The 23,343-nt window shown below is 62.6% G+C and carries 24 protein-coding genes; 8 read left to right on the top strand and 16 right to left on the bottom strand.

Going from position 1 to position 23,343, the window contains the following annotated elements:
- Positions 1-14: 14 nt before the first annotated feature.
- From ASD63_RS13415 to ASD63_RS13385, 7 genes are all read right to left on the bottom strand, one after another.
- Positions 15-1,301, bottom strand: a complete 1,287-nt coding sequence (locus tag ASD63_RS13415) for a CpaE family protein (protein WP_034805058.1) — start codon at positions 1,299-1,301, stop codon at positions 15-17.
- An 18-nt stretch (positions 1,302-1,319) separates the two neighbouring features.
- Positions 1,320-1,979 carry a CpaD family pilus assembly protein gene (locus ASD63_RS13410; RefSeq protein ID WP_034805061.1) on the bottom strand — a complete coding sequence of 220 codons (660 nt, stop codon included), beginning with the start codon at positions 1,977-1,979 and terminating at the stop codon, positions 1,320-1,322.
- 92 nt (positions 1,980-2,071) lie between these two features.
- Entirely contained in the window at positions 2,072-3,649 is a 1,578-nt protein-coding gene (locus ASD63_RS13405) for a type II and III secretion system protein family protein (RefSeq protein WP_051659690.1), read from the bottom strand.
- Positions 3,646-4,455, bottom strand: coding sequence for a Flp pilus assembly protein CpaB (gene cpaB, locus ASD63_RS13400; RefSeq protein ID WP_034805067.1), 810 nt, complete (start codon positions 4,453-4,455; stop codon positions 3,646-3,648). Before cpaB ends, ASD63_RS13405 begins: the two co-directional genes overlap by 4 nt.
- Before the next feature lie 121 nt (positions 4,456-4,576).
- On the bottom strand, positions 4,577-5,089 hold the full coding sequence (locus ASD63_RS13395; protein WP_034805070.1) for a prepilin peptidase: 513 nt from the start codon (positions 5,087-5,089) through the stop codon (positions 4,577-4,579).
- A gap of 114 nt (positions 5,090-5,203) precedes the next feature.
- Positions 5,204-5,389, bottom strand: coding sequence for a Flp family type IVb pilin (locus ASD63_RS13390; RefSeq protein WP_034805073.1), 186 nt, complete (start codon positions 5,387-5,389; stop codon positions 5,204-5,206).
- A gap of 28 nt (positions 5,390-5,417) precedes the next feature.
- The gene (locus ASD63_RS13385; RefSeq protein ID WP_034805075.1) at positions 5,418-5,603 is read right to left on the bottom strand and encodes a Flp family type IVb pilin; all 186 of its coding nucleotides are present in this window, start codon (positions 5,601-5,603) and stop codon (positions 5,418-5,420) included.
- 257 nt (positions 5,604-5,860) lie between these two features.
- Here ASD63_RS13385 and ASD63_RS13380 point away from each other — a divergent pair, with 257 nt between their 5' ends.
- The 7 genes from ASD63_RS13380 (at position 5,861) to ASD63_RS13350 (ending at position 11,342) form a co-directional block, all read left to right on the top strand.
- Positions 5,861-6,274: a pilus assembly protein N-terminal domain-containing protein gene (locus ASD63_RS13380; protein ID WP_034805079.1), complete on the top strand. Its 414-nt coding sequence runs from the start codon at positions 5,861-5,863 to the stop codon at positions 6,272-6,274.
- A 116-nt stretch (positions 6,275-6,390) separates the two neighbouring features.
- Entirely contained in the window at positions 6,391-7,014 is a 624-nt protein-coding gene (locus ASD63_RS13375) for a TadE/TadG family type IV pilus assembly protein (protein ID WP_034805082.1), read from the top strand.
- 10 nt (positions 7,015-7,024) lie between these two features.
- Entirely contained in the window at positions 7,025-7,612 is a 588-nt protein-coding gene (locus ASD63_RS13370; protein ID WP_051659691.1) for a TadE/TadG family type IV pilus assembly protein, read from the top strand.
- Between the two features lie 141 nt (positions 7,613-7,753).
- Positions 7,754-8,974, top strand: a complete 1,221-nt coding sequence (locus ASD63_RS13365; RefSeq protein ID WP_034805099.1) for a phosphopentomutase — start codon at positions 7,754-7,756, stop codon at positions 8,972-8,974.
- A complete protein-coding gene (locus ASD63_RS13360) occupies positions 8,971-9,939 on the top strand; it encodes an adenosine deaminase (protein WP_034805102.1) in 969 nt (322 codons plus the stop codon). Before ASD63_RS13365 ends, ASD63_RS13360 begins: the two co-directional genes overlap by 4 nt.
- 117 nt (positions 9,940-10,056) lie before the next feature.
- Positions 10,057-10,686 carry a uracil phosphoribosyltransferase gene (upp, locus tag ASD63_RS13355; protein WP_034805105.1) on the top strand — a complete coding sequence of 210 codons (630 nt, stop codon included), beginning with the start codon at positions 10,057-10,059 and terminating at the stop codon, positions 10,684-10,686.
- Positions 10,687-10,814: 128 nt separating this feature from the next.
- Positions 10,815-11,342 carry a TIGR02281 family clan AA aspartic protease gene (locus ASD63_RS13350; protein ID WP_034805316.1) on the top strand — a complete coding sequence of 176 codons (528 nt, stop codon included), beginning with the start codon at positions 10,815-10,817 and terminating at the stop codon, positions 11,340-11,342.
- Here ASD63_RS13350 and deoA read toward each other — a convergent pair.
- From deoA to ASD63_RS13305, 9 genes are all read right to left on the bottom strand, one after another.
- The gene (gene deoA / locus ASD63_RS13345) at positions 11,335-12,651 is read right to left on the bottom strand and encodes a thymidine phosphorylase (RefSeq protein ID WP_034805112.1); all 1,317 of its coding nucleotides are present in this window, start codon (positions 12,649-12,651) and stop codon (positions 11,335-11,337) included. The genes ASD63_RS13350 and deoA overlap by 8 nt on opposite strands.
- Positions 12,648-13,454 carry a purine-nucleoside phosphorylase gene (locus ASD63_RS13340; protein WP_034805114.1) on the bottom strand — a complete coding sequence of 269 codons (807 nt, stop codon included), beginning with the start codon at positions 13,452-13,454 and terminating at the stop codon, positions 12,648-12,650. Before ASD63_RS13340 ends, deoA begins: the two co-directional genes overlap by 4 nt.
- Positions 13,451-13,843, bottom strand: a complete 393-nt coding sequence (locus ASD63_RS13335; RefSeq protein WP_034805117.1) for a cytidine deaminase — start codon at positions 13,841-13,843, stop codon at positions 13,451-13,453. Before ASD63_RS13335 ends, ASD63_RS13340 begins: the two co-directional genes overlap by 4 nt.
- Positions 13,844-13,847: 4 nt before the next feature.
- Entirely contained in the window at positions 13,848-14,819 is a 972-nt protein-coding gene (locus ASD63_RS13330; protein WP_034805120.1) for an ABC transporter permease, read from the bottom strand.
- 4 nt (positions 14,820-14,823) lie between these two features.
- Positions 14,824-15,957: an ABC transporter permease gene (locus ASD63_RS13325; RefSeq protein ID WP_034805123.1), complete on the bottom strand. Its 1,134-nt coding sequence runs from the start codon at positions 15,955-15,957 to the stop codon at positions 14,824-14,826.
- The gene (locus ASD63_RS13320; RefSeq protein WP_034805126.1) at positions 15,954-17,489 is read right to left on the bottom strand and encodes an ABC transporter ATP-binding protein; all 1,536 of its coding nucleotides are present in this window, start codon (positions 17,487-17,489) and stop codon (positions 15,954-15,956) included. The genes ASD63_RS13325 and ASD63_RS13320 overlap by 4 nt, the downstream gene beginning before the upstream one ends.
- 248 nt (positions 17,490-17,737) lie before the next feature.
- The gene (locus tag ASD63_RS13315) at positions 17,738-20,056 is read right to left on the bottom strand and encodes a heavy metal translocating P-type ATPase (protein WP_060529496.1); all 2,319 of its coding nucleotides are present in this window, start codon (positions 20,054-20,056) and stop codon (positions 17,738-17,740) included.
- A 95-nt stretch (positions 20,057-20,151) separates the two neighbouring features.
- Positions 20,152-21,570, bottom strand: a complete 1,419-nt coding sequence (locus ASD63_RS13310) for a coniferyl aldehyde dehydrogenase (RefSeq protein ID WP_090426693.1) — start codon at positions 21,568-21,570, stop codon at positions 20,152-20,154.
- Positions 21,554-22,261 (bottom strand): lysoplasmalogenase, encoded by a 708-nt coding sequence (locus ASD63_RS13305; RefSeq protein ID WP_034805132.1) that lies wholly within the window; start codon positions 22,259-22,261, stop codon positions 21,554-21,556. The genes ASD63_RS13310 and ASD63_RS13305 overlap by 17 nt, the downstream gene beginning before the upstream one ends.
- A 211-nt stretch (positions 22,262-22,472) precedes the next feature.
- Between ASD63_RS13305 and ASD63_RS13300 the strand changes: the two genes are divergently transcribed.
- Positions 22,473-23,204, top strand: coding sequence for an alpha/beta hydrolase (locus ASD63_RS13300; protein ID WP_060529495.1), 732 nt, complete (start codon positions 22,473-22,475; stop codon positions 23,202-23,204).
- Positions 23,205-23,343: the final 139 nt, after the last annotated feature.

The raw sequence follows: 23,343 nt of genomic DNA, 5'->3' as shown, positions 1-23,343 counted from the left end.
CGTAATCCTACGTCCTATTTCCTGCCGAGCGCTGCAAGCATCTTGCCGAGGCCGCCGCGCCGGGCCTTCTTCATCGTCACGCGGCCGGTCAGAAGATGTGCGAGCTGCGAGAAGGTTTCAGCAGCCGGCGCTTTCTTGTCGATTTCGGCGATCATCCGCCCGCTGTTCGAAGCGTTACCGAACAGGGCAGCATCGAAGGGAATGATGGCCGCGGCTTCGATTTCCAGCGAATCACAGAACTCGTTGGCGGCGATCTCCGGCCGTTTCGGCATGCCGACCTGGTTCAGCACCAGGTGGGGCGGCTTGTCGTTGGGGCGCAGCCTCTTCAGGGCGTCGAGCAGGTTCTTGGTGTTGCGCAGGCTCGCAAGGTCCGGGATCGCCGTGATCACCACCTCGTCGGCTTCGCCGAGCACGGACCGTGTCCAGTCCGTCCACAGATGCGGAATGTCGAGAACGGAGACGGGGGCGCTGCGCTGCAGGATCTCGAGGATGGGGTGGAAAGCCCCGGTCTCGAAATCATAGGCGCGGTCGAGCATCGAAGGTGCCGCAAGCAGCGACAGGTGCTCGGAGCACTTGGTCAGCAGGCGATCGAGAAATACCTCGTCCAGGCGCTCCGGCGCAAAGACCGCCTCGGCGATGCCCTGCGGCGGATCCTGGTCGAAATCGATGTTGGCGGTGCCATAGGGCAAGTCGAGATCAGCGAGAATCGTTTCGGTCGAGAATAGGCTGGAGATGCCCCAGGCGCAATTGTGCGCGATCACGGACGATCCACAACCGCCCTTCGCACCGATGAAGGCGATGCTTCGCCCCAAGGGCTCGGCATCCGGGTCGACGAAGATCGCCGAAACGGCAGTGAGAATGTCCGGCATCGAGACCGGCGCGACCATGTATTCGGAAATGCCGTTGCGGATGAGTTCGCGGTAGAGCCCGATATCGTTGTGCTTGCCGACGAGGATCACCTTGGTGCTGGGGTCACAGACTTCCGCCAGCGGCGCCAGTTCGGTCAGCAGCGACCGAGGTTCCGTCGCCGTCTCGAGAATGATCAGGTTGGGCGTCGATACGGTCGCGAACATGTTGGCGGCGGCATCGATGCTGCCGCTGTTGATGCGCAGGCTAACTTTCGCCATGCGCCGATCCTGGCCGCACCGCTCCATCAGCTGCAACATCGCGTTGCTTTCGCAAAACGCGTGGATCGAAATCCGCGGCAACGGACGAACCTGCTCCAGATCGCTCATACGCGCATCGAAGGACGGGTCGTCCCCCTCGGTGCCAGTCTCGATCCTGTAATCGATGGTACTCATCTTTTCATCCAGCCGATATCAGTTGAAGGTGATGACCGTGCCGTCCTTCTTCTCGGTTCCACGCCAATCCGTGATCACCTGGCCGCGTTGCTCGGCGTCGATCGGCGACATCTGACGCGGACCGAGGAGGTCCGTCGGGTTGGCAAGCTGGGCCGCCAGGTTCGATTGCGAGGCGCAACCGAAGTTGTAATAGTTCTTGTTTTCCAAGGTGTTGAGGTTCAGGTCTTCCGGCCAGGTGCCGCAAGGTCCCGTCTGTGCCGTGATCGCCACATAGCTCAGACGGATAGGGGCCGCGTCGCCATAGGGTCCGGCGTCGTAGCTCGTCTCCAGCAACCTCTTGGCCGGTACGCCTGCATTCACCAGCACGCCGCGGATTTCCCGGCGCATCGCCTGGGCGGCGTGGCTGTTGGCAGCGCCCCGCGGCATCATGATCTGCACGACGCCGCTTGCCGAGTTGCGATAGTCGGCCGCAAAACCGGCGACGACATCGCGCGTACCCTGAGTAAGACGGCGATCGCCCGAGGCGATCGGGATGTCGATGACGCGTTCCCCCTCGGCGAGCACAATCGGATGCCGGGTGCGGTAGTCATCGGGGATGGAGCCAGTCGCGAGATTGTCCCTCGTGCCGCAACCGGCAAGCAGGGCACCGGCCAGCACCAGGACGGCTGCCCGGCTCATGCGACGGATGAATGTTCCGGACGGACCTGAGGACATGGCGTTCGGCCTTTCGGAATTCACGTGGAAATCGGTTCGAAGCGTCATGACCCAGCCTATTTGTAGATGAAGCCAACGTTGCCGTGGTAACGGCCTGCCGGAGCGGCCGCTTCCGGCCGGCCGTAAATGCGGTTCACGCGGCCGAGGAAGTAGCTGTCGAGATCGTTGGCCGGATTGAAGTTGTCGTCGGGTCGGGAGATCGCACTTCTGGCGACCGGACGGACCAGATAAGGCGTGGCGATGATGACCAGTTCGGTCTCGTTGCGCACGAAGTCCTTGCTGCGGAACAGCGTGCCCAGCACCGGGATCTTCGAAGCGCCCGGCAGGCCGGACATCGCCTGGCGAATGTTGTCCTGAACCAGGCCGGCGATCACGATTGAACCACCGGACGGCAGTTCGACGCTGGTCGATGCCTCGCGCTTGCGGATGCCGAGGAAGGTGTTGCCAGGGATCGCGTTCCTGCCGTTGCCGGTGACGACGGATCCCTCGTAGGTAGGCTCGGAGACGTTCGTCTCGATCTTCAGGCTGATGCGCCCTGGGCCGAGGACGACCGGCTTGAAGTTCAGGCGGATACCGTATTCGACATCGTTGACTTCGCGTGTAACCTTTTCCTCGCCGGTCTTGTCATCAATCGTGACTTCCTGGGTTCCGGGCAGGCGAAACTCGCCGCCGACGTAGAACTTGGCTTCTTGGCCCGAAATCGCCGTCAGGCTTGGCTCAGCCAGCGTCCGCATGACGCCAGCCTGCTCCATCGCGTTAATGTAGCTGGAAATCACTGTGCCGCCGACCGTCTTGTTGATGATCGCGTTCACGCCGACGCCGACCGCATCGCCGAGGTTGGCCGGATTTCGGAAAGCAATCCCGCTTTCGCCGTCGCCAACACGGCCGTTGAAGCCGAGCTGTTTCAGCACCTGGCGGCTGACCTCGGCCACGGTGACCTTGAGATTGACCTGGTCGTCGCCATCGATAGTCAGGAGATTGACGATCTGCGACACCTGGCGGTCTTCGGCGAAAATATCGGCGTCACCATTGTTGCCCTGGGCCGTGATGTTGCGCGTGGTCGCCTCACCGCCCTGAAGAAAGGCCTTGGCAAGGTCGACGGCACGGGTGGAATCGAGCGGTGTGCGCACGGTGCCGGTCAGCACGATGTTGTCCGAGACGATCTCGACATTGATATCGGCGTCCGGAATGAAGCGGCGCAGGTTGGACTGAAGGCTGGAGACGTCGCGCTCGACCTCGATGTCGAGGGAGACGATCTCCTCGCCATTGGGACCGAAGACGAAGATGTTGGTCTGGCCGACGGACTTGCCGAAGAGGTAGATGCGCCGCGACGTACGGGTCACGGCGTCGGCGAGAGACGGGTCGGCAACGAGGATATCATGCGCGTCTGCAGGCAAATCGACGACTACGGCCTTGTTCAAACCGAGGCTGACCTTCTTCTTCACGCCGGGGCCGCTTTCGACGATGCGGACGACCGAGGACGCGCCGGCAAACGCTTCCGTCGGCGCCGGCAGATACATGCCGGTAACCGCCAGGCAGAATGATAGGCCGGCTGCGACAGACGCCCGAAATTTGTTTCCGCTCCGTTTCACCTTATGCCCCGTTCTCACCTGGTTCCTGCTCGTGTCTGTCATTGCTGCGTCTGGCCGACCGTTCCATCGCCCTTGACGATGGAGCCGGACTTGATGACCTGAATGTTCGGTTGGCCGTCGCCGCTCAGCAGATAGTCCGCGGCGTCCGTGTCAGACTCCTGCGCGTCGGCGACGCTTCGGAGCGCCAGCGAAATACGTTCCGCCATCTGCTGCGCGACCGTCATCACTTTCGACTGGTCGGGCGTAAGTTCCAGCGTGGCCGTGGTTCCAACCACCGCCTTGGTGCCGTCATCCTTTTCCTCGACCTGTTGGTCGATCGCGAGCACACGCACATTGCTGAGCACGGTTTCGGTCAGGTAGAGTTCGCCATCACCCTTGCGCACCATGATCACGTCGACGCGGTCGTTCGGCAGGATGAAGCCACCGGCACCGGTTGCGACCGTGATTTCGGTCGCAACGGCGCGCTTGCCGGCCGGCAGCAGCGACGACATGATGCGGCTGGACGAATCTGCCACCTTTTCGTGGCGCACGGGTTCGCCGTTGAAGATCGGCAGACGCACGACGGCACCGCTCAGATCATCGATCGCGGTCGGCTGATTTTCTTCGGTAATGATGCCATCGACCACGCCGTCCTTCGGCCAGGCCATCCATTGGATGCTGTCGCCGCCCAGTCGCGATCCGACGGGCAGGCTCTTGCTGGCGACAAGCACATTGACGGTGGGGGCACGCTCGACGACCGGTTCAGCCATCTGTGGCGCAGGCGCGCCCGTCAGCCTCATCGCCAAAAGACCGGCCATCGCAGCCGAGAGAACGGCCACTGCCAGTATGATGATGCGAACCGGTTTCATGATTGTTTCCGAGCCCCGAAAAAATGCCAGGCTCAGATTGATCAGGAATTGGTGTAATTATGGTTAACGGATTACTTATGAGCGCAGTTAACAAAAGCTGACCAGTCAGCTCAAATGCCTCTCAAGTGAGCCGCGCGAAGGCCGCCTCCATAAGCGGCGACGAGGGATAGGCGGCAAAGCCCCCAAGCGCGATCGCGATCCCGTAAGGAATTTTCTTGGCCGTGAGCAAAAGCTGCGGGAAAGGAATGCCGCTCGCAAGGATCGTATCCTCCTGCTGGCGCAACAAAAGCACCGCGAGCGTCAGCACGCCGCCGAAGATCGAGACATAAAGCAGGAAGGCCGTCAACGACGACGTCAGGCCGAACCAGATGGCGCAGGCCGTCAGGAGCTTCGCGTCCCCGCCGCCCATCACGTTCGTCGCAAACAGGGCAAAACATGCGGCAAAGACTGCGGCGGCCGCGAGCAGATGCAGGCCGATCTCGGCGAACCCCAAGCCGGACATTGGCGCCACCAGGAAAAAGGCACCAAGCAGGATCACCGAAACACGGTTCGGGATCGTCATCGTCAGCAGGTCGGAAAACGCCGCAAATCCCAGGCAAAAAGGGAAGACCACGAATATGGCAGCTTCAATCATGCTTCCTGCCTCCGAAGTGAGAGCAAACAATCTGCGATGCCTGCTGGCTTCCAGATAACAATAGAGCCGCCTTTTGGGGGCGGCTCCATTACAGGTTCTTGCGAAACCTGTTCGTCAGAGCTTGCCGGACGTGCTCGTCGTGATCTTGCCACCGATCCCGTTGAACGTGGAATCTAGCGAGTTCCCGAGCGTGCTTGCACCAGCAATCAGGGCGACGGAAATGAGAGCCGCGATCAGGCCATATTCAATGGCAGTCGCGCCGGTTTCATCCCGAAGCAGGCGATGGAAAATCTTCGTCATGCGAATTTCTCCTCGCTTGCTTTCCCGATTAGAGCTTGCCAGCCGTGGTGCTGGTCAGCTTGCCGCCGAGGCCGTTGAACGTGCTGTTCAGCGAGTTGCCGAGGGTCGTTGCGCCTGCGATCAGGGCAACGGAGATGAGCGCGGCAATGAGGCCATACTCGATGGCGGTCGCGCCGGACTCGTCCTTCATCAGACGGGCAAAAATCTTCTTCATGATGATTCTCCTACTTCACGTTTGTTGTTCAGCACTTCCGCCAACTGTTGCCGTTGATCGGATGAACCCCAAACTAGTCCTGGCGCATTGCCATCGACTTAAAGAAGGCGGTTACCTGAAGGTTAACGAAGCATCCCTGATTTTTGGGTAAACGAACAGAAAACGGCGAAGCCTCTGCAAGGCCTCGATAGAATCGACTTAACGGTTCGTTCACCAAGAGCGGTGAATATGGCGTGAACACCACCTAGGGACCCGCCATGACCACGCCATTCGCGACCGGCCGAGCCGCCATATTCGCATTCGCGATCGCCGCCCTCGCCCCATCGGTTGCCGCCGCGGCCGAAAGCGACATGATGCGTGTGTATATGGATCATGCGCGCGTATTGAAGCTCGATCGCCCGGTCAGCAAGGTCATCATCGGCAATGCCGAGGTGGCGGACGCGACGGTTGCGGACGCCCGTACGATCGTCATTACCGGCCGCAACTTCGGAACCACCAACCTGGTCATCCTCGATCAGGACGGAAACGCCATCGTCGACGAGCGGATCCTGGTGTCGATCGACGAAGGTAACACCGTGCGCGTCTATAAACAAACGTCCCGCACCGTGCTCTCCTGCACGCCAAATTGTGAGCGTCACGCGGAACGCAAAACCACAGGTAGCACCAATTGATTTTTATGGGTTCGAAGCGCGTGGTTCGTTAAAATGCGCACCATCCCTGAGAACGAAATATCAATGGTTGCTCCATAATCTGCCGCCCGTCTGGCGTAACATGATGGGACGGCGCAATGAACATCGAGCAGGCAACATGGCGGCCGAGCGGGGCCGAAAAAAGGCGAAAAGGCATTTTCAGCCGCTTCCTTCGCGACCGCAAAGGCACGACGAGTATCGAGTTCGCCATTCTCGCGCTTCCCTTCTTCGTGGTGATCTTCGCCTCGCTCGAAACCTTCGCCGCCTTCTACGGCGACCAGCTCCTGGCGAATGCGACGGAGACGATGGCGCGCAAGGTCCGCACCGGTCAGATCACCTTCCAGCAGGGAAAACAGACCGACATGAGCGAGGCTCAGTTCCGCCAGGCGTTCTGCGACGAGATCTCGGTCCTGATGAAGTGCTCGGCCACTGAAGCCGGCCTACCCTCGCAATTCTATCTGGACGTCAGGGCGGTCAGTGATCTCAGCAAGTTTCCCGTGCTGATCCCGCGGAAGGCCGATTCCACCGACATCGACACGACCGGCTTCAAGTTTGCTCCTGGCGGCCCCGGCTCCTTCAACGTGGTTCGCGCCTATTATCGCTGGAGCGTCTTCACGGACCTCGTCAGGCCGTTCATCACCAACCTGCGGCCCGCCGGCTCAAGCATGCCGAAGGACTATCTCATGGTGGCGACCGCCACCTTCCGCAACGAGAGCGAGTGAGGCGCCCCCGATGCCGTATTCCGCGTTAGAAATCCTGCGCCTCAAGCCGATTACCAAGACACTTGGCGCGCTACGGCGCGACAGAAGCGGCGTCGGTGCGGTCGAATTCGCGATCGTCGCCCCGCTGCTGGTGATGGCCTATCTCGGCGCCTTCGAACTCTCGGTCGGTTTTACAGTTGCCGGCAAGACCGCGCGCGCCGCAAGCGCTACGGCCGACGTCGTCGCGCAGCAGACGGAGGTCAACAAGGCCTTCCTCGCCAACGTGCCGAACATCGCAAAGAGCATCCTGGCGCCCTACGGAAATGCCAACTACACGCTGAAGATCAGCGGCATCGCGGTCACGAACACCAATGAGGGCACGATCCTGTGGTCGCGCGATCAGGCAGGCGGCACGCCCTATGCCGTCAATACGAAGGTCTCCCTGCCCGCCCAGTTCACAGCGACCAACTCCTTCGTCATTCGCACGGAACTGACCGTACCGCACGAACTCCTGCTCTATGCGCCCAACCTTCAGGCGACGGCAAAGACCATCGATCTCTCCAAGACGGCCTACTTCCACGCACGCCTCTCCCAGCCGATAAAATGCTCGGATTGCTGATCAGACAGACATGCGGCGCAATTGCATTGAGCAACGAGCGGCGCTATCCCTTCGAGATTGCGCGGGTGCCCTAGCGGGCGTACCTGCGCTTTTCCGGAGGTCTCGGGCCGCGATCGCCGCGCGCCCGCTGTCAGGTGCATCATGGCGCGTGCCTTTCTATTCGTTCTCGATTCCTTTGGCATAGGCGGAGCGCCGGACGCCGAAGCCTTCGGCGATCTCGGTGCCAACACGCTTGGCCATATCGCCGAGTTCTGCGCTATCGGCGCTGCCGACCGGCCCGGATTGCGCGAGGGCCCGCTCAGCCTGCCGAACATGTCCGCGCTTGGCCTGATCCACGCGGCAAAGCTTGCGACCGGCACCATTCCCCAGGGCATGCCGGTGCCCAATCGCGTCTATGGCGCCTATGGTGCGGCGAGCGAAGTATCGCGCGGCAAGGACACGCCTTCCGGTCATTGGGAAATCGCCGGGACCCCCGTCATGTTCGACTGGGGCTACTTCTCCGCCGAAGGCGACGCCTTTCCGCCGGAGCTCGTCGAAGCGATCTGCCGCGAGGCCAACATTCCCGGCATTCTCGGCAACTGCCACGCCTCCGGCACCGATATCATCGTCCGCCACGGCGAGGAGCACATGCGCAGTGGCAAGCCGATCTGCTACACTTCGTCGGACTCGGTCTTCCAGATCGCAGCGCACGAGCAGAGTTTTGGCCTCGACCGCCTGCTCGAGCTTTGCCAGATCGTTCGCCGCCTGCTCGACCACTACAATATCGGCCGCGTCATCGCCCGCCCCTTCGTCGGCGCGAGCCCGCAGACTTTTGTGCGCACCGGCAACCGGCGCGACTTTTCGGTGTTGCCACCGGAGCCGACCATCCTCGACCGGCTGGTGGAGGCCGAGCGCTCGGTTCACGCTATCGGGAAGATCGGCGACATCTTCGCCCATCAGGGCGTGACCAAGCTGACCAAGGCCGATGGCAACATGGCGCTCTTCGATGCCAGCATTGCAGCCATCGACGAGGCCGAGGACGGAAGCCTGGTCTTCACCAACTTCGTCGATTTCGACATGCTCTACGGCCATCGTCGCGACGTTGCCGGCTATGCGGCTGCCCTCGAGGCCTTCGACGCGCGCCTGCCCGATCTCGACCGTCGCCTGCAGCCGGGCGACATCGTCATCCTGACGGCCGACCATGGCTGCGACCCGACCTGGCGCGGTACCGACCATACGCGCGAGCGCGTGCCGGTGCTGATGTTCGGGCCGTCCCTGCGCAGCCGCTCGCTTGGCATTGCCAATACCTTCACGCATATCGGCGAAACCGTCGCCAAGCATCTCGGCATCGCGCCGGGCCACCATGGGAGAAGCCTCATTTGACCGCACATCTGAAGAAGGCGGAACTGCATTGCCACATCGAGGGTGCGACGCCGCCCGAACTGGCTTTGGCCCAGGCCGAGAAATATGGCGTCGACACCAGCGCAATCATCCGCGACAAGGCCTATGTCTGGGAAGACTTCACCAGCTTCGTGAAATGCTACGACGCCATCGCCTCGCTGTTTAAGACCGAGGAAGACTACGCGCTGCTCGCGGAAGCCTATCTGACCGAACTTGCCGAAGCCGGAACGATCTACAGCGAAATCATCGTTTCGCCCGACCACGGCAACACGATCGGCCTGGGTGCCCACGCCTATCTCGAAGGTCTTGCCGCCGGAATGGAAGCCGCCCGGCAGAAGACCGGCATCGAATCGCGCATGCTGATCACGGGCATCCGCCATCTCGGCCCGGAATCGGTGATCAAGACGGCCGAATTCGCCGCCAGGCGCGAACACAAGTTCGTCACCGGCTTCAACCTTGCCGGCGAAGAGCGCATGCACAAGGTCGCCGACTTCGCGCGCGCCTTCGACATCGTGCGTGATGCCGGCCTCGGGCTGACGATCCATGCGGGCGAACTCTCGGGCGCCTTCAGCGTTCGCGACGCGCTCGACCACGTGCGCCCGTCGCGCATCAGCCACGGTGTGCGGGCGATCGAAGACGCGGATCTGGTGCGGCGCCTCGCCGATGAGGGTGTGGTGCTCGAGGTCTGCCCCGGTTCCAACATCTCGCTTCAGGTCTTCCCCGATTTCGCGTCGCATCCGCTGTGGGCCCTGCACGAGGCCGGCGTGCGCGTCACGCTCAATTCCGACGACCCACCGTTCTTCCACACTTCGCTCGCCCAGGAATACGACATCGCCTCCGCGGTGATGGGCTTCAGCGACGATGAGATCAACGGCATGACCAGGACCGCGATCGAAGCCGCCTTTGTCGACGAGGCGACGCGTCAGCGGTTGCTGACGCGGATCTAGGGGTACAGGTCGCGATTTGCCGGCTGGGGATGACGGTCTCCGGTCGGCCAATACCCTTGCGGCGACGGCGCATTCCATGGAAAAAGGACGGATACAAAAAATCCGGAAAGGTGAGCCATGAACGGCGTTACAGTGATCGATCATCCGCTTGTGCAGCACAAGCTGACCATCATGCGCAAGAAGGAGACCTCGACTGCGGGTTTCCGCCGGCTTCTCCGTGAGATCTCGACGCTGCTCTGCTACGAGGTGACGCGCGATCTAGAGCTGACGATGGAGCGCATCGAAACGCCGCTGCAGGAAATCGACTCGCCGGTCCTCGAAGGCAAGAAGCTTGTCTTCGCCTCGATCCTGCGCGCCGGCAACGGGCTGCTCGAAGGCATGCTCGAACTCGTGCCTTCGGCCCGCGTCTCCCATATCGGCGTCTATCGCGACCATGAGACGCTGGAGGCGGTGGAATACTACTTCAAGGCACCGGAGAGCCTGTCAGAGCGCCTGATCATCGTCGTCGATCCGATGCTTGCCACCGGCAATTCCTCGATCGCGGCGATCGACAAGCTGAAGGAGCGCGGCGCCAAGAACATGCGCTTCCTCTGCCTGCTCGCCGCTCCTGAAGGCATCCGCAATTTCCAGAGCGCGCACCCGGACGTGCCGATCTTCACCGCCTCGATCGACAGCCACCTGAACGAACTCGGCTACATCATGCCCGGTCTGGGTGACGCCGGCGACCGCATGTACGGCACCAAGTGATTTTCAGATCCTTAACCAGGATCTGAAATCGATGAGAAAACCGTCGGATCCCGGCGGTTTTTTTATGTCGTCTTAGGCATCATCGGCTCTACTTGCACGAGCATAAGTTCGATTAAGAGGTGATGTCCATGCTCGTCCGTCTGCTGACATTGGCCGGCGCTGCGGCAGTCGCGGCCATCGTGGTCCCGAACCTTGCGACCAGGTTTCTGTCCCACCCAGACAACGGGAAGGTCACTCAGGTAGCTGCAGCCCCGCCGACGACCACCGCGAAATACGCGATGGGGCGCAGCGTCGTGCTCGACGCCGACGACAGAGGGCACTTCATTGGCACCTTCCGCATCAATGGGCGAACGGAACGCGGACTGGTCGATACCGGCGCCAGTGCGATCACTATCAACTTTTCAACCGCAAGGCGGCTCGGGATTTCGGCGAACACGCTCGACTTCGCCGCGGCACGTGTCAACACGGCCAATGGCATCGTCGGGGCAGCGCCGGTGGTCCTCAGCCGAATCGAGATCGGCGGCATATCGGTGCGCGACGTTCAGGCGCTGGTGCTTCCGGACAAGGCGCTCTCGGGGACTCTGATCGGCATGACCTTCCTGAACCGGCTGTCCTCTTTCCGTGTCGAGGACGGCGACCTGCATCTGGTCAGGTGATTTTCGCGAGGATCGGGGACCTCGTCTCCGGCTCGACCTCATCGATCGTGTAGAGTGCCAAAAGGCGTCGCCGGGCCGCTTCCGCCGCCTGCTGGTCTGCCGCGTGAACGAAGGCGATGAGATCGCCCTTCGCGACCCGCGTTCCAAGCGGCTTCAGCGCATCGAAACCGACGCGGTGATCGATCCTGTCGTCTGGATGCGAACGCCCGCCGCCGAGCGCGATGACGGCCATGCCCAGTTCCCGCGTCTCACAGGCGGCGAGATAGCCGGACTGCTCGGCTTCGACCGGCAGAATGACCGGCGCACGTCCGAGATAGGCGACCGAGCGCTCGATGAAATCCGCCGGGCCACCCAGCGCATGTACCATCTTCCCGAACCGTTCCAGTGCCGCTCCGCTGCCAAGCACTTTGCGCGCCTGGGCTTCACCCTGTTCGGCATCACCGGCAACGCCGCCGGCCACCAACATTTCGGCGGCAAAGGCGAGCACGACGGTTTCAAGCCGCGTTCCCTTCTTCTCGCCTCGAAGGAAAGCCAGGCAATTGTCGATCTCCAGTGCATTGCCGGCCGCGTCTGCCAGGGGCTCGTTCATGTCAGTCAGGAGTGCGGAGGTGCGAACGCCGGCGCCATTGGCAACGTCGACCAACGAGCGCGCCAGGATTTCGGCCTCACGCGCATCGCTCATGAAGGAGCCGTTGCCGAGCTTGACGTCCAGCACCAGCGACTGAAGGCCGGCCGCGAGCTTCTTCGACAGAATCGAGGCCGTGATCAGCGGTACCGAATCGACGGTCGCAGTGACATCGCGGATCGCATAGAGGCGCTTGTCGGCAGGCGCGAGATTAGCGGTCTGGCCGATGACCGCGCAACCGATCTCGTCGACCGTCCTGCGGAAGACACTCGCCGACGGCTGGATATCATAGCCGGGTATGGATTCGAGCTTGTCGAGCGTGCCGCCGGTGTGCCCGAGGCCGCGCCCTGATATCATCGGCACGGCGAGCCCGCAGGCGGCAACGATCGGCGCCAGCATCAGCGAGACGTTGTCGCCGACACCGCCGGTCGAATGTTTGTCGGCAATGGGTCGTTTAATGGCGCTCCAGTCGAGTGTTTCGCCGCTATCGCGCATCGCCAATGTCAGCGCGACGGTCTCCTCGCGGCTCATGCCGGAGAACCAGATCGCCATGGCGAAGGCGGCGACCTGCCCTTCGGAGATCGAACCATCCGACAGGCCGCGAACGAAATCCGCGATCTCGGCCGAGGCGAGGTGCTCGCCGTTGCGTTTGCGCCTGATGGTTTCCTGCGGAAGCATCGTCACCCGCGCACCGCGTCGGCCGCGATCATGTCGGCGAGGATCGCGGCAAGCCGCTTACCGCCGATCGGCGCCATGTCCTTCGTCTCGTGATGGCTGATCTCGCCACCGGTCATGCCGGCGCCGAAATTGGTGATGACCGAGGCGGCAACGACGCGGAGGCCGAAGAAGCGCGCGAGGATGACTTCCGGAACCGTGGACATGCCGACCGCATCGGCGCCAAGGATGCGCGCCATGCGGATCTCCGCCGGCGTTTCGAAGCTCGGTCCGGAGAACCACATGTAGACGCCGGCGAGAAGCGGAATGCCGAGGCGCTCGGCGCTCTCCTGCATTCTTTCCGCAAGCTCGGCATCATAGGCATTGGTCATGCCGACGAAGCGATCGTCGCTGTCGACGCCGATCAGCGGGTTGAAGCCCGAGTAGTTGATGTGGTCGGATATCCGCATCACCGATCCCGGCGGCAGATCATCCCGCAGCGATCCGGCGGAATTGGTCAGCACCAGGCATTCGATGCCGAGCGCCTTCAGGGTTTCGAGCGGGACGCGCATCGCATTGGCGTCGCCCTGCTCGTAGTAGTGGACCCGACCAGACAGCATGACAACAGGCACGCCCGAGAGCGTTCCGGCCACAAGTTCGCCGGCATGGCCGGAGACGCTGCTGACCGGGAAGCCCGGGATTTCGGCGTAGGAGAGGCGCAACGTCTCGTCCAAAGCCTCGACCAGAGAACCGAGGCCGGAGCCGAGCACGATGCCATAGCGTGGAGAGAGGTCCCCGAGCCTGGCTTTCAACAGTTCAGCGGCCGCGGTCATCCGAGAATCTCGGTCTCGAAGCTGTGCGGCAGCAGGTCCGACAGTGCCAGGGTCTTTTTCACGCCGGTCTCGTCGCACAGGAAGATGCGCGTGCTGGCGCCGGAGAACTCCGCCAGCCGCTGGCGGCAGCCGCCGCAGGGCGGGCAGAGCGCCAGCTTCTCGGCAATGACGGCGACTTCCATGATCTTGCGCTGACCGGCCATGACCATATGGCTGATCGCGGTGGTCTCGGCGCACCAGCCCTCGGGGAAGGACAGGTTCTCGATGTTGGCGCCGGTATAGATCTTGCCGTCCTCGGCGCGGATCGCCGCGCCGACCGGAAACTTCGAGTAGGGCGCATGCGCCTTGGCCATTGCGTCACGCGCGGCTTCGAACAGTTCCTTTTCCATGGTTCTAGCGCTCCTTGACATAGGGGACGCCGCCGGCCTTCGGCGGAATGGCCTTGCCGATGAAACCGGCAAGCAGGATTACGGTGAGGATATAGGGCAGCGCCTGCATCAACTGCACCGGCACCTGGCCGATCAGCGGCAGCGGATTGCCCTGCAGACGGATGGCGAGCGCATCTAGGAAGCCGAAAAGCAGGCAGGCGAGCATGATGTTGAATGGACGCCACTTGGCGAAGATCAACGCTGCCAGCGCGATATAACCCTTACCGGCGGTCATTCCCTTGACGAAGCCGGCGGTCATGGCCAGCGACAGATAGGCACCTGCAAAGCCGCAGAGAATGCCGCAGCAGATGACGGCGCGATAGCGCATCCAGATCACCGAAATACCGGCTGTGTCGACCGCGCCCGGGTTCTCGCCGACGGCGCGCAGCCGCAGGCCGAAGCGGGTGCGGTAGAGGATCCACCAGCTGAGCGGCACCATGGCAAAGGCGACATAGGTCAGGATGAAATGCCCGGAAAGCAGGTCCGAATAGATCGGACCGAGGATCGGGATTTCGCGGATGCTGTCGGCATAGGGGAAGGTGATCGTCTGGAAGCGCGCACCTTCGCCGAGTGCCGGCGTGCGGCCGCCCTGGCGGAACCAGGCCTCGCCAAGGATGACGGTCGAGCCGGCGACGATGAAGTTGATCGCGACACCCGAGACGATCTGGTTGCCGCGCTGGGTGATCGACGCATAGCCGTGCACCAGCGACAGCGCGATCGAGATCAGGATGGCGGCAAGCAGCCCCATCCAGACCGACTGGGTGACGGCCGCAACAGCGCCGGCGGCAAAGGCAGCACCAAGCATCTTGCCTTCAAGGCCGATGTCGAAGATGCCGGCGCGCTCGGTGAAGAGCCCTGCCAGCGCTGCGAAGATCAGCGGGACGGATACGCGGATGGTGGACTCGAGGAGCACCACGATGACGTGGAAGAAATCCATGGCTTCAAGCTCCCTTGGTCTGTGCCACGACGGCCGCACGGCGGCTCTGCATCGCAAACAGCCGGGCGATCGCCGGCCTGAACATGTTTTCGAGTGCACCGGCAAAGAGAATGACGAGACCCTGGATGATCACGATCATGTCGCGCGAGATCGACGGCATTTCGAAGGAGATTTCGGCTCCGCCCTGGTAAAGCATGCCGAAGAGAATGGCGGCCGGGATGATGCCGGCCGGATGCGAGCGGCCCATCAGCGCCACGGCGATGCCGACGAAGCCTGCGCCCTGCACGAAGTCGAGCTGCATGCGCCCCTGCTCGCCCATGATCGGATTGAGCGCCATCATGCCGGCAAGCGCACCGGATATCATCATGGTGATGACGGTGATGCGGCTTTCACTCATGCCGGCGTAGCGCGCGGCCGAAGGGCTGTGGCCCATGGTGCGCATTTCATAGCCGAGCTTGGTGCGCCAGATCAGAAGCCAGACGCAGAAGGCCGCGACGAGCGCCAGCAGGAACGAGACGTTGAACGGCGCCGTACCGATATCCAGCCCGAAGATCGCGAGCAGCCAATCGAGCTTGGGCAGTTGCCCGCCTTCGGCGAAGGTGCGCGTCTGCGGCGACATCGAGCCGAGCGGCTTCAGCACCCGCGTCAACAGGTAGACCATCAGGCTCGAGGCGATGAAGTTGAACATGATCGTCGTGATGACGATGTGGCTGCCGCGCTTGGCCTGCAGCCAGCCGGGCAGGAAGGCCCAGGCAGCGCCGAAGAAGGCGGACCCGAGGATCGCCAGCGGGAACACCACGAACCACGGCATCGTCTGGTCGAGCCAGAGGCAGGCAAGCGCCACGCCGATACCACCGACATAGGCCTGGCCTTCGCCGCCGATGTTGAAGAGGCCGGCATGGAAGGCGACTGCGACGGCAAGACCGGTGAAGATGAAGGTGGTGGCGTAGTACAGCGTGAAGCCGAGATATTCGCCGCGGCCGAAGGCGCCGTTGATCAGGTGATAGGCCGCTTCCAACGGATTTTCACCGACGAGCAACACGACGAGACCGGCGACGAGGAAGGCAACAGCGAGGTTGACCAGCGGGACGAGGCCGTATTCGACCCAGCCCGGAAGCTTAGCATAGGGGGTGCTCATTCTGCGGCCTCCTTGCGGCCTTCAACGCCGGCCATCAGCAGGCCGAGTTCGCCCTCGGTCGCATCCGGATCGCGCTCGCCGACGACACGGCCGGCAAACATGACGAGGATACGGTCCGACAGGGCGCGGATTTCATCGAGCTCGACGGAGACCAACAGGACAGCCATGCCCTGGTCGCGCATCTCGATGATCCGTCTATGGATGAATTCGATGGCGCCGACATCGACGCCGCGCGTCGGCTGGCCGATGATCAGCACATCGGGCCCGCGCTCCATTTCACGCGCCAGCACGATCTTCTGCTGGTTGCCGCCGGAGAAATTGGCGGTCTTCAGCCGCGGATTCGGCGGGCGGATATCGTATTCGGCGATGCGCTGCTCTGCGTCCTTGCGGATCGCATCGACGTTCAGGAAGACGCCGTTGAGGTAACGCTTGTCGTGATGATAGCCGAGGATCGCGTTTTCGCATTCCTCGAACTTCAGCACGAGACCGACATGGTGGCGGTCTTCCGGCACGTGGGCGAGACCACGATTGCGCAGTTCGGAGGGGTCGGCGCGGCCGGTAACGTCGATGGGCTTACCGTTGAGAAGCACGGAGCCCGACACGGCGCGACGAATGCCCGAAATCGCTTCGAGCAGCTCGGATTGGCCGTTGCCGGCAACTCCGGCAATGCCGACGATCTCACCCGCCCTCAGGTTGAAGGAGACGTTGTCAACCATGGTGACACCGCGGCCGTCCTTGACCGTCAGCCCCTCGACCGCGAGCTTCACCTCGCCGGGCTTGGCCTCGCCCTTTTCGACACGCAGCAAGACGCGACGCCCGACCATGAGTTCGGCAAGCTCTTCGACCGAGGTTTCAGCCGTCGTGCGCGTTGCTACCATCTCGCCGCGGCGCATGACCGACACCTCGTCGGTGATCGCCATGATCTCGCGCAGCTTGTGGGTGATGAGGATGACGGTCTTGCCCTGGTTCTTCAGCTGTTCGAGCACCCGGAAGAGATGGTCGGCCTCAGCCGGCGTCAAGACGCCGGTCGGCTCGTCGAGGATCAGGATATCGGCCCGGCGATAAAGTGCTTTCAGGATCTCGACGCGCTGCTGCAGGCCAACGGGCAGTTCCTCGATGACGGCATCCGGATCGACTTCTAGCGCATATTCGCGCTCCAGCCGCTTCAGCTCGACGCGCGCCTTGGCAATACCTTTGTTGAGGATCTGGCTGTCCTCGGCGCCGAGCATGATGTTTTCGAGCACCGTGAAGTTCTCGACCAGCATGAAATGCTGGTGGACCATGCCGATGCCGGCGGCGATCGCCGCATTCGGATCGCGGATCGCTACGGGTTTTCCGTCGACGAGGATTTCACCGCTATCGGCCTGATAGAAGCCGTAGAGGATCGACATCAGGGTCGATTTTCCCGCACCGTTTTCGCCGATGATGCCGTGGATCGTCCCTTTGCGGACTTTTAGATTGATGTTCTTGTTGGCGTGGACCGGACCGAAACTCTTGTCGATCCCACGCAGTTCGATGGCAATATTGTCCATATTGGCCTTGCGATCCCCAAACTGGCCCGCTTCGGCATTCTTCCCAGAAACCGTGCCGGCGATTTTTTTACCATTTGGTCTAAGTTTATCATCGATTTTTCGGGGCGAAAGCCCTCAACCGTGATCTCCTTATACTCTCATCAGATCGCTGGTGAGAGTCCAGCGTGAATATACACAGGCACTTGGACGCGAAAAACCGGCGACAACGGGTGCCGCCGGTCCTTCATATTGGGATTATTTGGTGGTTCTCAGACGGCTCGTACGGGCCGAAGCAGCCTGAGGGCATTCATCGTGACGAGAACGGTCGCACCGGTGTCGGCGAGGATCGCCGGCCAAAGGCCGGTAACGCCGATGATCGTCGTCACCAGGAAGACCGCCTTCAGGCCAAGCGCAATCGTGATGTTCTGAACGATGTTGCGCATCGTCGAGCGGGAGAGCCGGATCATCGCCGCGACGTCGCCGACACGGCCGTGCAACACCGCCGCGTCCGCCGTTTCCAGCGCCACATCGGTGCCGCCGCCCATGGCGATACCGATGTCGGCCGCGGCCAGCGCCGGCGCGTCGTTGATGCCGTCACCGATCTTGGCGACGTTGAAGCCTTCCGCCTTCAGTTCGCGCACGATGCGTTGCTTGTCCTCGGGCAGGAGCTCCGCACGGACTTCCATGCCGAACTGGCGGCCGATCGCTTCGGCCGTGCGGCGGTTGTCGCCGGTCAGCATGACGACGCGGAGGCCGGCGTCCGTGAGCGCCTTCACACCAGCCGCCGCATCCGGCCGGGGCTCGTCACGCATTGCAATGGCACCGGCAATCACGCCACCGGCGACCAGCACCGAAACGGTCTTACCTTCATCGTTGAGCGCGGCGACGCGCGCCTTTTCGTCTGCCGTCAACGGCGTCCGCTCGGCTGCGGCCTTCGGCGAACCGAAGAACAGCGCGATGCCTTCGACGGTCCCTTCCAGCCCCTTGCCGCCCACCGCATTCACGGTGGCGATATTGGGGATCGCAACGCCATCAGCCGTGCTGCGCTCCAGGATGGCCCGGGCAAGCGGGTGGCTCGATCCCTGCTCCAGCGCTGCGGCAAGACGCAGGACCTCCGCCTCCGACCGGCCGAAGCCGACGATATCCGTCACCTTCGGCTTGCCTTCCGTCAGCGTCCCGGTCTTGTCGAAGGCGGCGGCCGTGACTTTGCCGACATTCTCAAGCACGGCGCCGCCCTTCATCAGCAACCCACGACGGGCGCCGGCCGAAAGGCTGGCGGCGATCGCTGCCGGTGTCGAGATGACGAGCGCGCAGGGGCAGCCGATAAGGAGAATGGCAAGACCCTTGTAGATCCACTCGTCCCAGAAGCCGCCGGAGAGAAGCGGCGGCAGCACCGCCACAAGCGCCGCGACGACGACGACACCCGGCGTATAGTAGCGCGAGAAGCGGTCGATAAAGCGCTCGGTCGGCGCCTTGCTTTCCTGGGCTTCCTCCACCATGCGGACGATGCGCGCAATGGTGTTGTCGGCAGCGGCGGCCGTGACCCGCACGCGCAGCGCGCCGGAGCCATTGACGGTGCCCGCAACCACGGTGTCATCGACTTCCTTGCGCACCGGCGTGCTCTCGCCGGTAACCGGCGCTTCGTCGACGGCACTTTCGCCGGAGAGAATGACTCCGTCAGCCGGAATGCGGTCGCCGGGGCGAACGAGAATGACGGCGCCCACGCTCAGCGTTTCGGCCGGAACCTCATCCAGCCGCCCATCGCGCTCGACGAAGGCGGATTTCGGAACGAGCGCCGTCAGCGACTGGATGCTGGCGCGCGCCTTGCCGGCGGCCACGCCCTCCAGCAGTTCACCGACCAGGAAGAGCAGGACGACCATTGCCGCCTCTTCCGTCGCGCCGATGAAGACCGCGCCGATCGCGGCGATCGTCATCAGCATCTCGATCGAAAACGGCGTGCCCATGGTCGCAGCGACAAAGGCGCGCCGCGCAATCGGCAACAGGCCGACGAGCATGGCGAGGGTAAAGATCCAGGGCTCGGTCGCCGGGATCGTCTTGCCGACCGCATAGGCGGCAATCAGCGCCAGGCCGCTGGCAATCGTCAGCTTGCCCTTGCCCGACTTCCACCAGGGGCCGCTCGTCGGGCCGTGGTCATGACCGTGAAGGCCCATCGCTGCCGCGGCTGTCTCGCCCTTCTGGCTGGCGTTACCCTCGTGATGATGGGCGTGCTCATCGTGTCGATGACCATGATCATGGTCATGGTCATGGTCATGACTGTGATCGCCGTGATCGTGGTCGTGGTTATGGTCATGATCGTGTCCGGAGCAGACATGCGCCGCTTTCCGCTCCGACGCCTGGCCTGCCTGGATCGGATGCAAACGATAGCCGAGCTTTCCGACCCTGCTCACAATCGACGTCGCAAGATCGTTTTCGTCGGCAAACTTGACCGACATGGTGCCCGCCGACACAGAGACCGATACGTCCTCGACGCCCGACAGCCGGCGCACCGCCGTATCGATCTTGGACGCGCAGGACGCGCAATCCATGCCCTCGACGCGATAACGGGCTTCCCGAATAGTGCTCGCCATAACCTGCTCCTTGCAAATTCTGAAGCAAGGCTACGACCTCTAGCAACTAGAGCTACAAGGCCAAATTGCTGCGTGATTGCAGATTTTTTGGCGAATTATCGCGACAGGAAGCGGATGACCCAGTCGGCAATGCCCCGATAGGGCGGTTTCACCAGGTCGCTCGGCGCCGGATCGAGTTTCCTCAGCACCGGCATCGCCTTGGAGAAGGTCAGGAACCCGTCGCGCCCGTGATAGTGGCCCATGCCGCTGGCGCCGACGCCGCCGAAAGGCAGGTCGTTGCAGCCGAACTGGTAGAGCGTGTCGTTGACGCAGACCCCGCCGGCGACGATGCGTGACAGGACGGCCTCGATTTCAACGTTATCGCGACTGAAGCAATAAAGTGCCAACGGGCGGTCGCGATCGCGCACATAGGCGATGGCTTCGTCGATGGAAGCGTAACTGACGATGGGAAGGATGGGCCCAAAAATCTCCTCGCCCATGACGGCGCTGTCGTGGTCCGGATCAAGCACGAGCGTCGGCAGCAGGACGCGTTCCCGCGCTATCGCGTCTGCTGCCCCTTCGAGAAGGGAAACCACCGGATGACCGCGCGCCTCGGCATCCGCAATGAGCCGCTTCAGGCGCTCGTACTGGGCGTCGTTGATGATCGACGTGTAATCGTCGAGACCACGCTTCGACCGATAGCGCGCCACAGCCTCCCGTTTGAGCTGCTCCACGAAAGCATCCCGCCTGCTCTCATGGATCAGCACATAGTCGGGCGCGATACAGGTCTGCCCGGCGTTGAAGAACTTTCCGGTCGCGATGCGCGCAGCAGCCTTGGCGAGGTCTGCGGCTTCGCCGACGATCGCCGGCGATTTGCCGCCGAGCTCCAGCGTGACAGGTGTCAGGTTCTGCGCGGCCGCCGCCATCACCTTGCGGCCGACGGCGGTCGAGCCGGTGAAGAACAAGTGATCGAAGGGAAGGGCGGAGAAGGCTGCCGAAAGCTCGGCGGCCCCCAGGGCAACAGCCACCCGTGTCTCGGGAAAGACTTCGGCAAGCAGCGAGCGAAGGAATTCCGCGGTGCGCGGCGTGTGTTCGGACGGCTTCAGGTACACGTGGTTACCGGCCGCGATCGCCGCCACCAAGGGGGCAAGCGCCAGGTTGACCGGGTAGTTCCACGGCGAAATGATACCGACGACACCGAGCGGCACGAAGCGCACTTCGGCCTTCGCCGGCCATAGCTTCCAACCGGCCTTGCGTCGTTCCGGCCGAACCCAGTGTTTGAGCTTCGCCAGCATGTGGTCGATCTCCGAGAGTACGACACCCCCTTCGCCAAGCAACGTCTCATGCCGGGCGCGATGACCAAAATCCTCTTCGATCGCCTCGCACATCTCCTCCATGCGGGCACGCAGGCGGTCCCTGAGCCGGCTCAGGTCCGCACGGCGTTGTTCGACGGACGGCCGGTTGTCGCGCCAGGTCGTGCGTAGCCCGTCGAAAGTGGCATGGAGACCTGCGGGGTTGTCAGTGGCTATGGTCATCGGTCGAGCGGGCAAAGAACCATTGGGCTGCGTAGTAGGTGCCAAGCACCCAGAGCGCGTTGAAGGGGATCGCGAAGCGGAAGCGGCCATAGGCGAGTATGCTGTCACTGATCAGGAACAACAGGCCGCCATAGGCGGCGAGCCGTGCCGCCGTTGCCCGGGGCGTTCCCGAAAGCTGTCGGGCGCGGGAAATGGCCTGAGCCGCCATTGCTCCAAGCGCCAGGGCGTAGATGATGACGGGAATGCGCATTTCGTCAGGAAGCGAGGTCCAGAGCCCACCGACAACGGCGAGCGCAACGAGGGCAAAGGCCGCGAAGATGCCTTTGCTTTCGGCAAACTTGGCATCACGGGTGAGTGCGTAAATATAGGTGCAATGGGTCAGCAGAAAGCAAACGAGGCCTGCCAGGAAATAATCACCCGGCAGCATAAGAAAGACATCGCCGGCCGCCGCGAAGACGAGACCGATAGCAACGGCCCAGGCATAGGCGCTGGGTGTTTCAGAGATCGTTCGCAACACCACGACGAGAAGCAGCAGCGTCGCCGTCGGCTTCGTCAGATAATGCAGCCAGCGCCAGGGAGAATCGTCGGGGGCGGCAAGCAGGCTGCCGAGGATCGCCAAAGCGGCGCAGACGAAAAAGAGCACGTGGACGGGCCGGCTTCGGTGGACGTCCAAGGTTCCCTGATAACTCATGTCGCGCCACTCCCGCCCTAAGGCCGCGTTTCGACTCTGTTCCGGCCACGGCGATAGTTTCTATTTTTGCGCGATTGTCCAGCGGGGGCGCGCGGGCATATCGAGCAACACTACACTCCTGACGGACTATTGCGGACATCGCTCCGCTGGTGAACCGTCCGAAGCGCGGCAGGATTGCCATTTCGCCGGCGGCTGGCTCATAGTGCGTTCCATGATCGCCCATTCCGCCAACGGACCGCAGCCAAGATCGGCCCCCGAACTCTTGCTGCTGCACGCATTGCCGCTCGACGGTTCCATGTGGGCGGAGCAGATGCATCTGCTGCCAGACGCAACCCATGCTCCGACCCTCTATTCTTCGGGAGAGACGATTGACGCATGGGCGCGGGCCGCACTCGAACCGCTGAAGGGCGACAATATCATCGTGGTCGGCTGTTCCGTCGGCGGATCATGCGCGCTCGAGGTCGCGACCATCGCACCGCAACGGGTCTCGGCGCTGGTGCTGATCGGCACGAAGGCCAGGCATCATCCCGATCCGACTTTCCATGCCTCTGCGCTCAGGCTGATTGACGAGGAAGGCCCGGAAGCTGCCTGGGAATCCTATTGGGCGCCGCTGTTTTCCCGCACCACCGGTGCGGCGACTGTCAACCGGGCGAAAGAAATGGCGTTACGATCCTCGGCGGCGGAGATAGCAAGGGGCGTTACCGTGTTTCATACGCGGCCGAGCCGGGATCACTGCCTCTCGACGTTTCCAGGGCCGATCACGATCGTGTCCGGAGCGGACGACGTCGCTCCGGGGCCAAGGGCGAGCGCCTCACAGGCCGCAGCCGCGATCGACGGCCGTTTGCACGTCCTCCCGGCTTGCGGCCATTATGTCCCACTGGAGCGTGCGTTTGCGCTGAATGCCATCCTGGCGGACGTGATCGGTTTTTTGGCCCTTGCCTGAGCTTGCGACTTGCGCCTGTGTGCGCGCCGTTCAAACGTCAAAAAGCCCGCTGGATTTCTCCATGCGGGCTTTTTTTGATTTGGTTGCGGGGGCAGGATTTGAACCTGCGGCCTTCAGGTTATGAGCCTGACGAGCTACC

The organism is Ensifer sp. Root558 (assembly GCF_001427045.1).
Lineage (GTDB): Bacteria > Pseudomonadota > Alphaproteobacteria > Rhizobiales > Rhizobiaceae > Ensifer > Ensifer adhaerens.
This window is presented reverse-complemented; position numbering and strand designations above follow the sequence as displayed.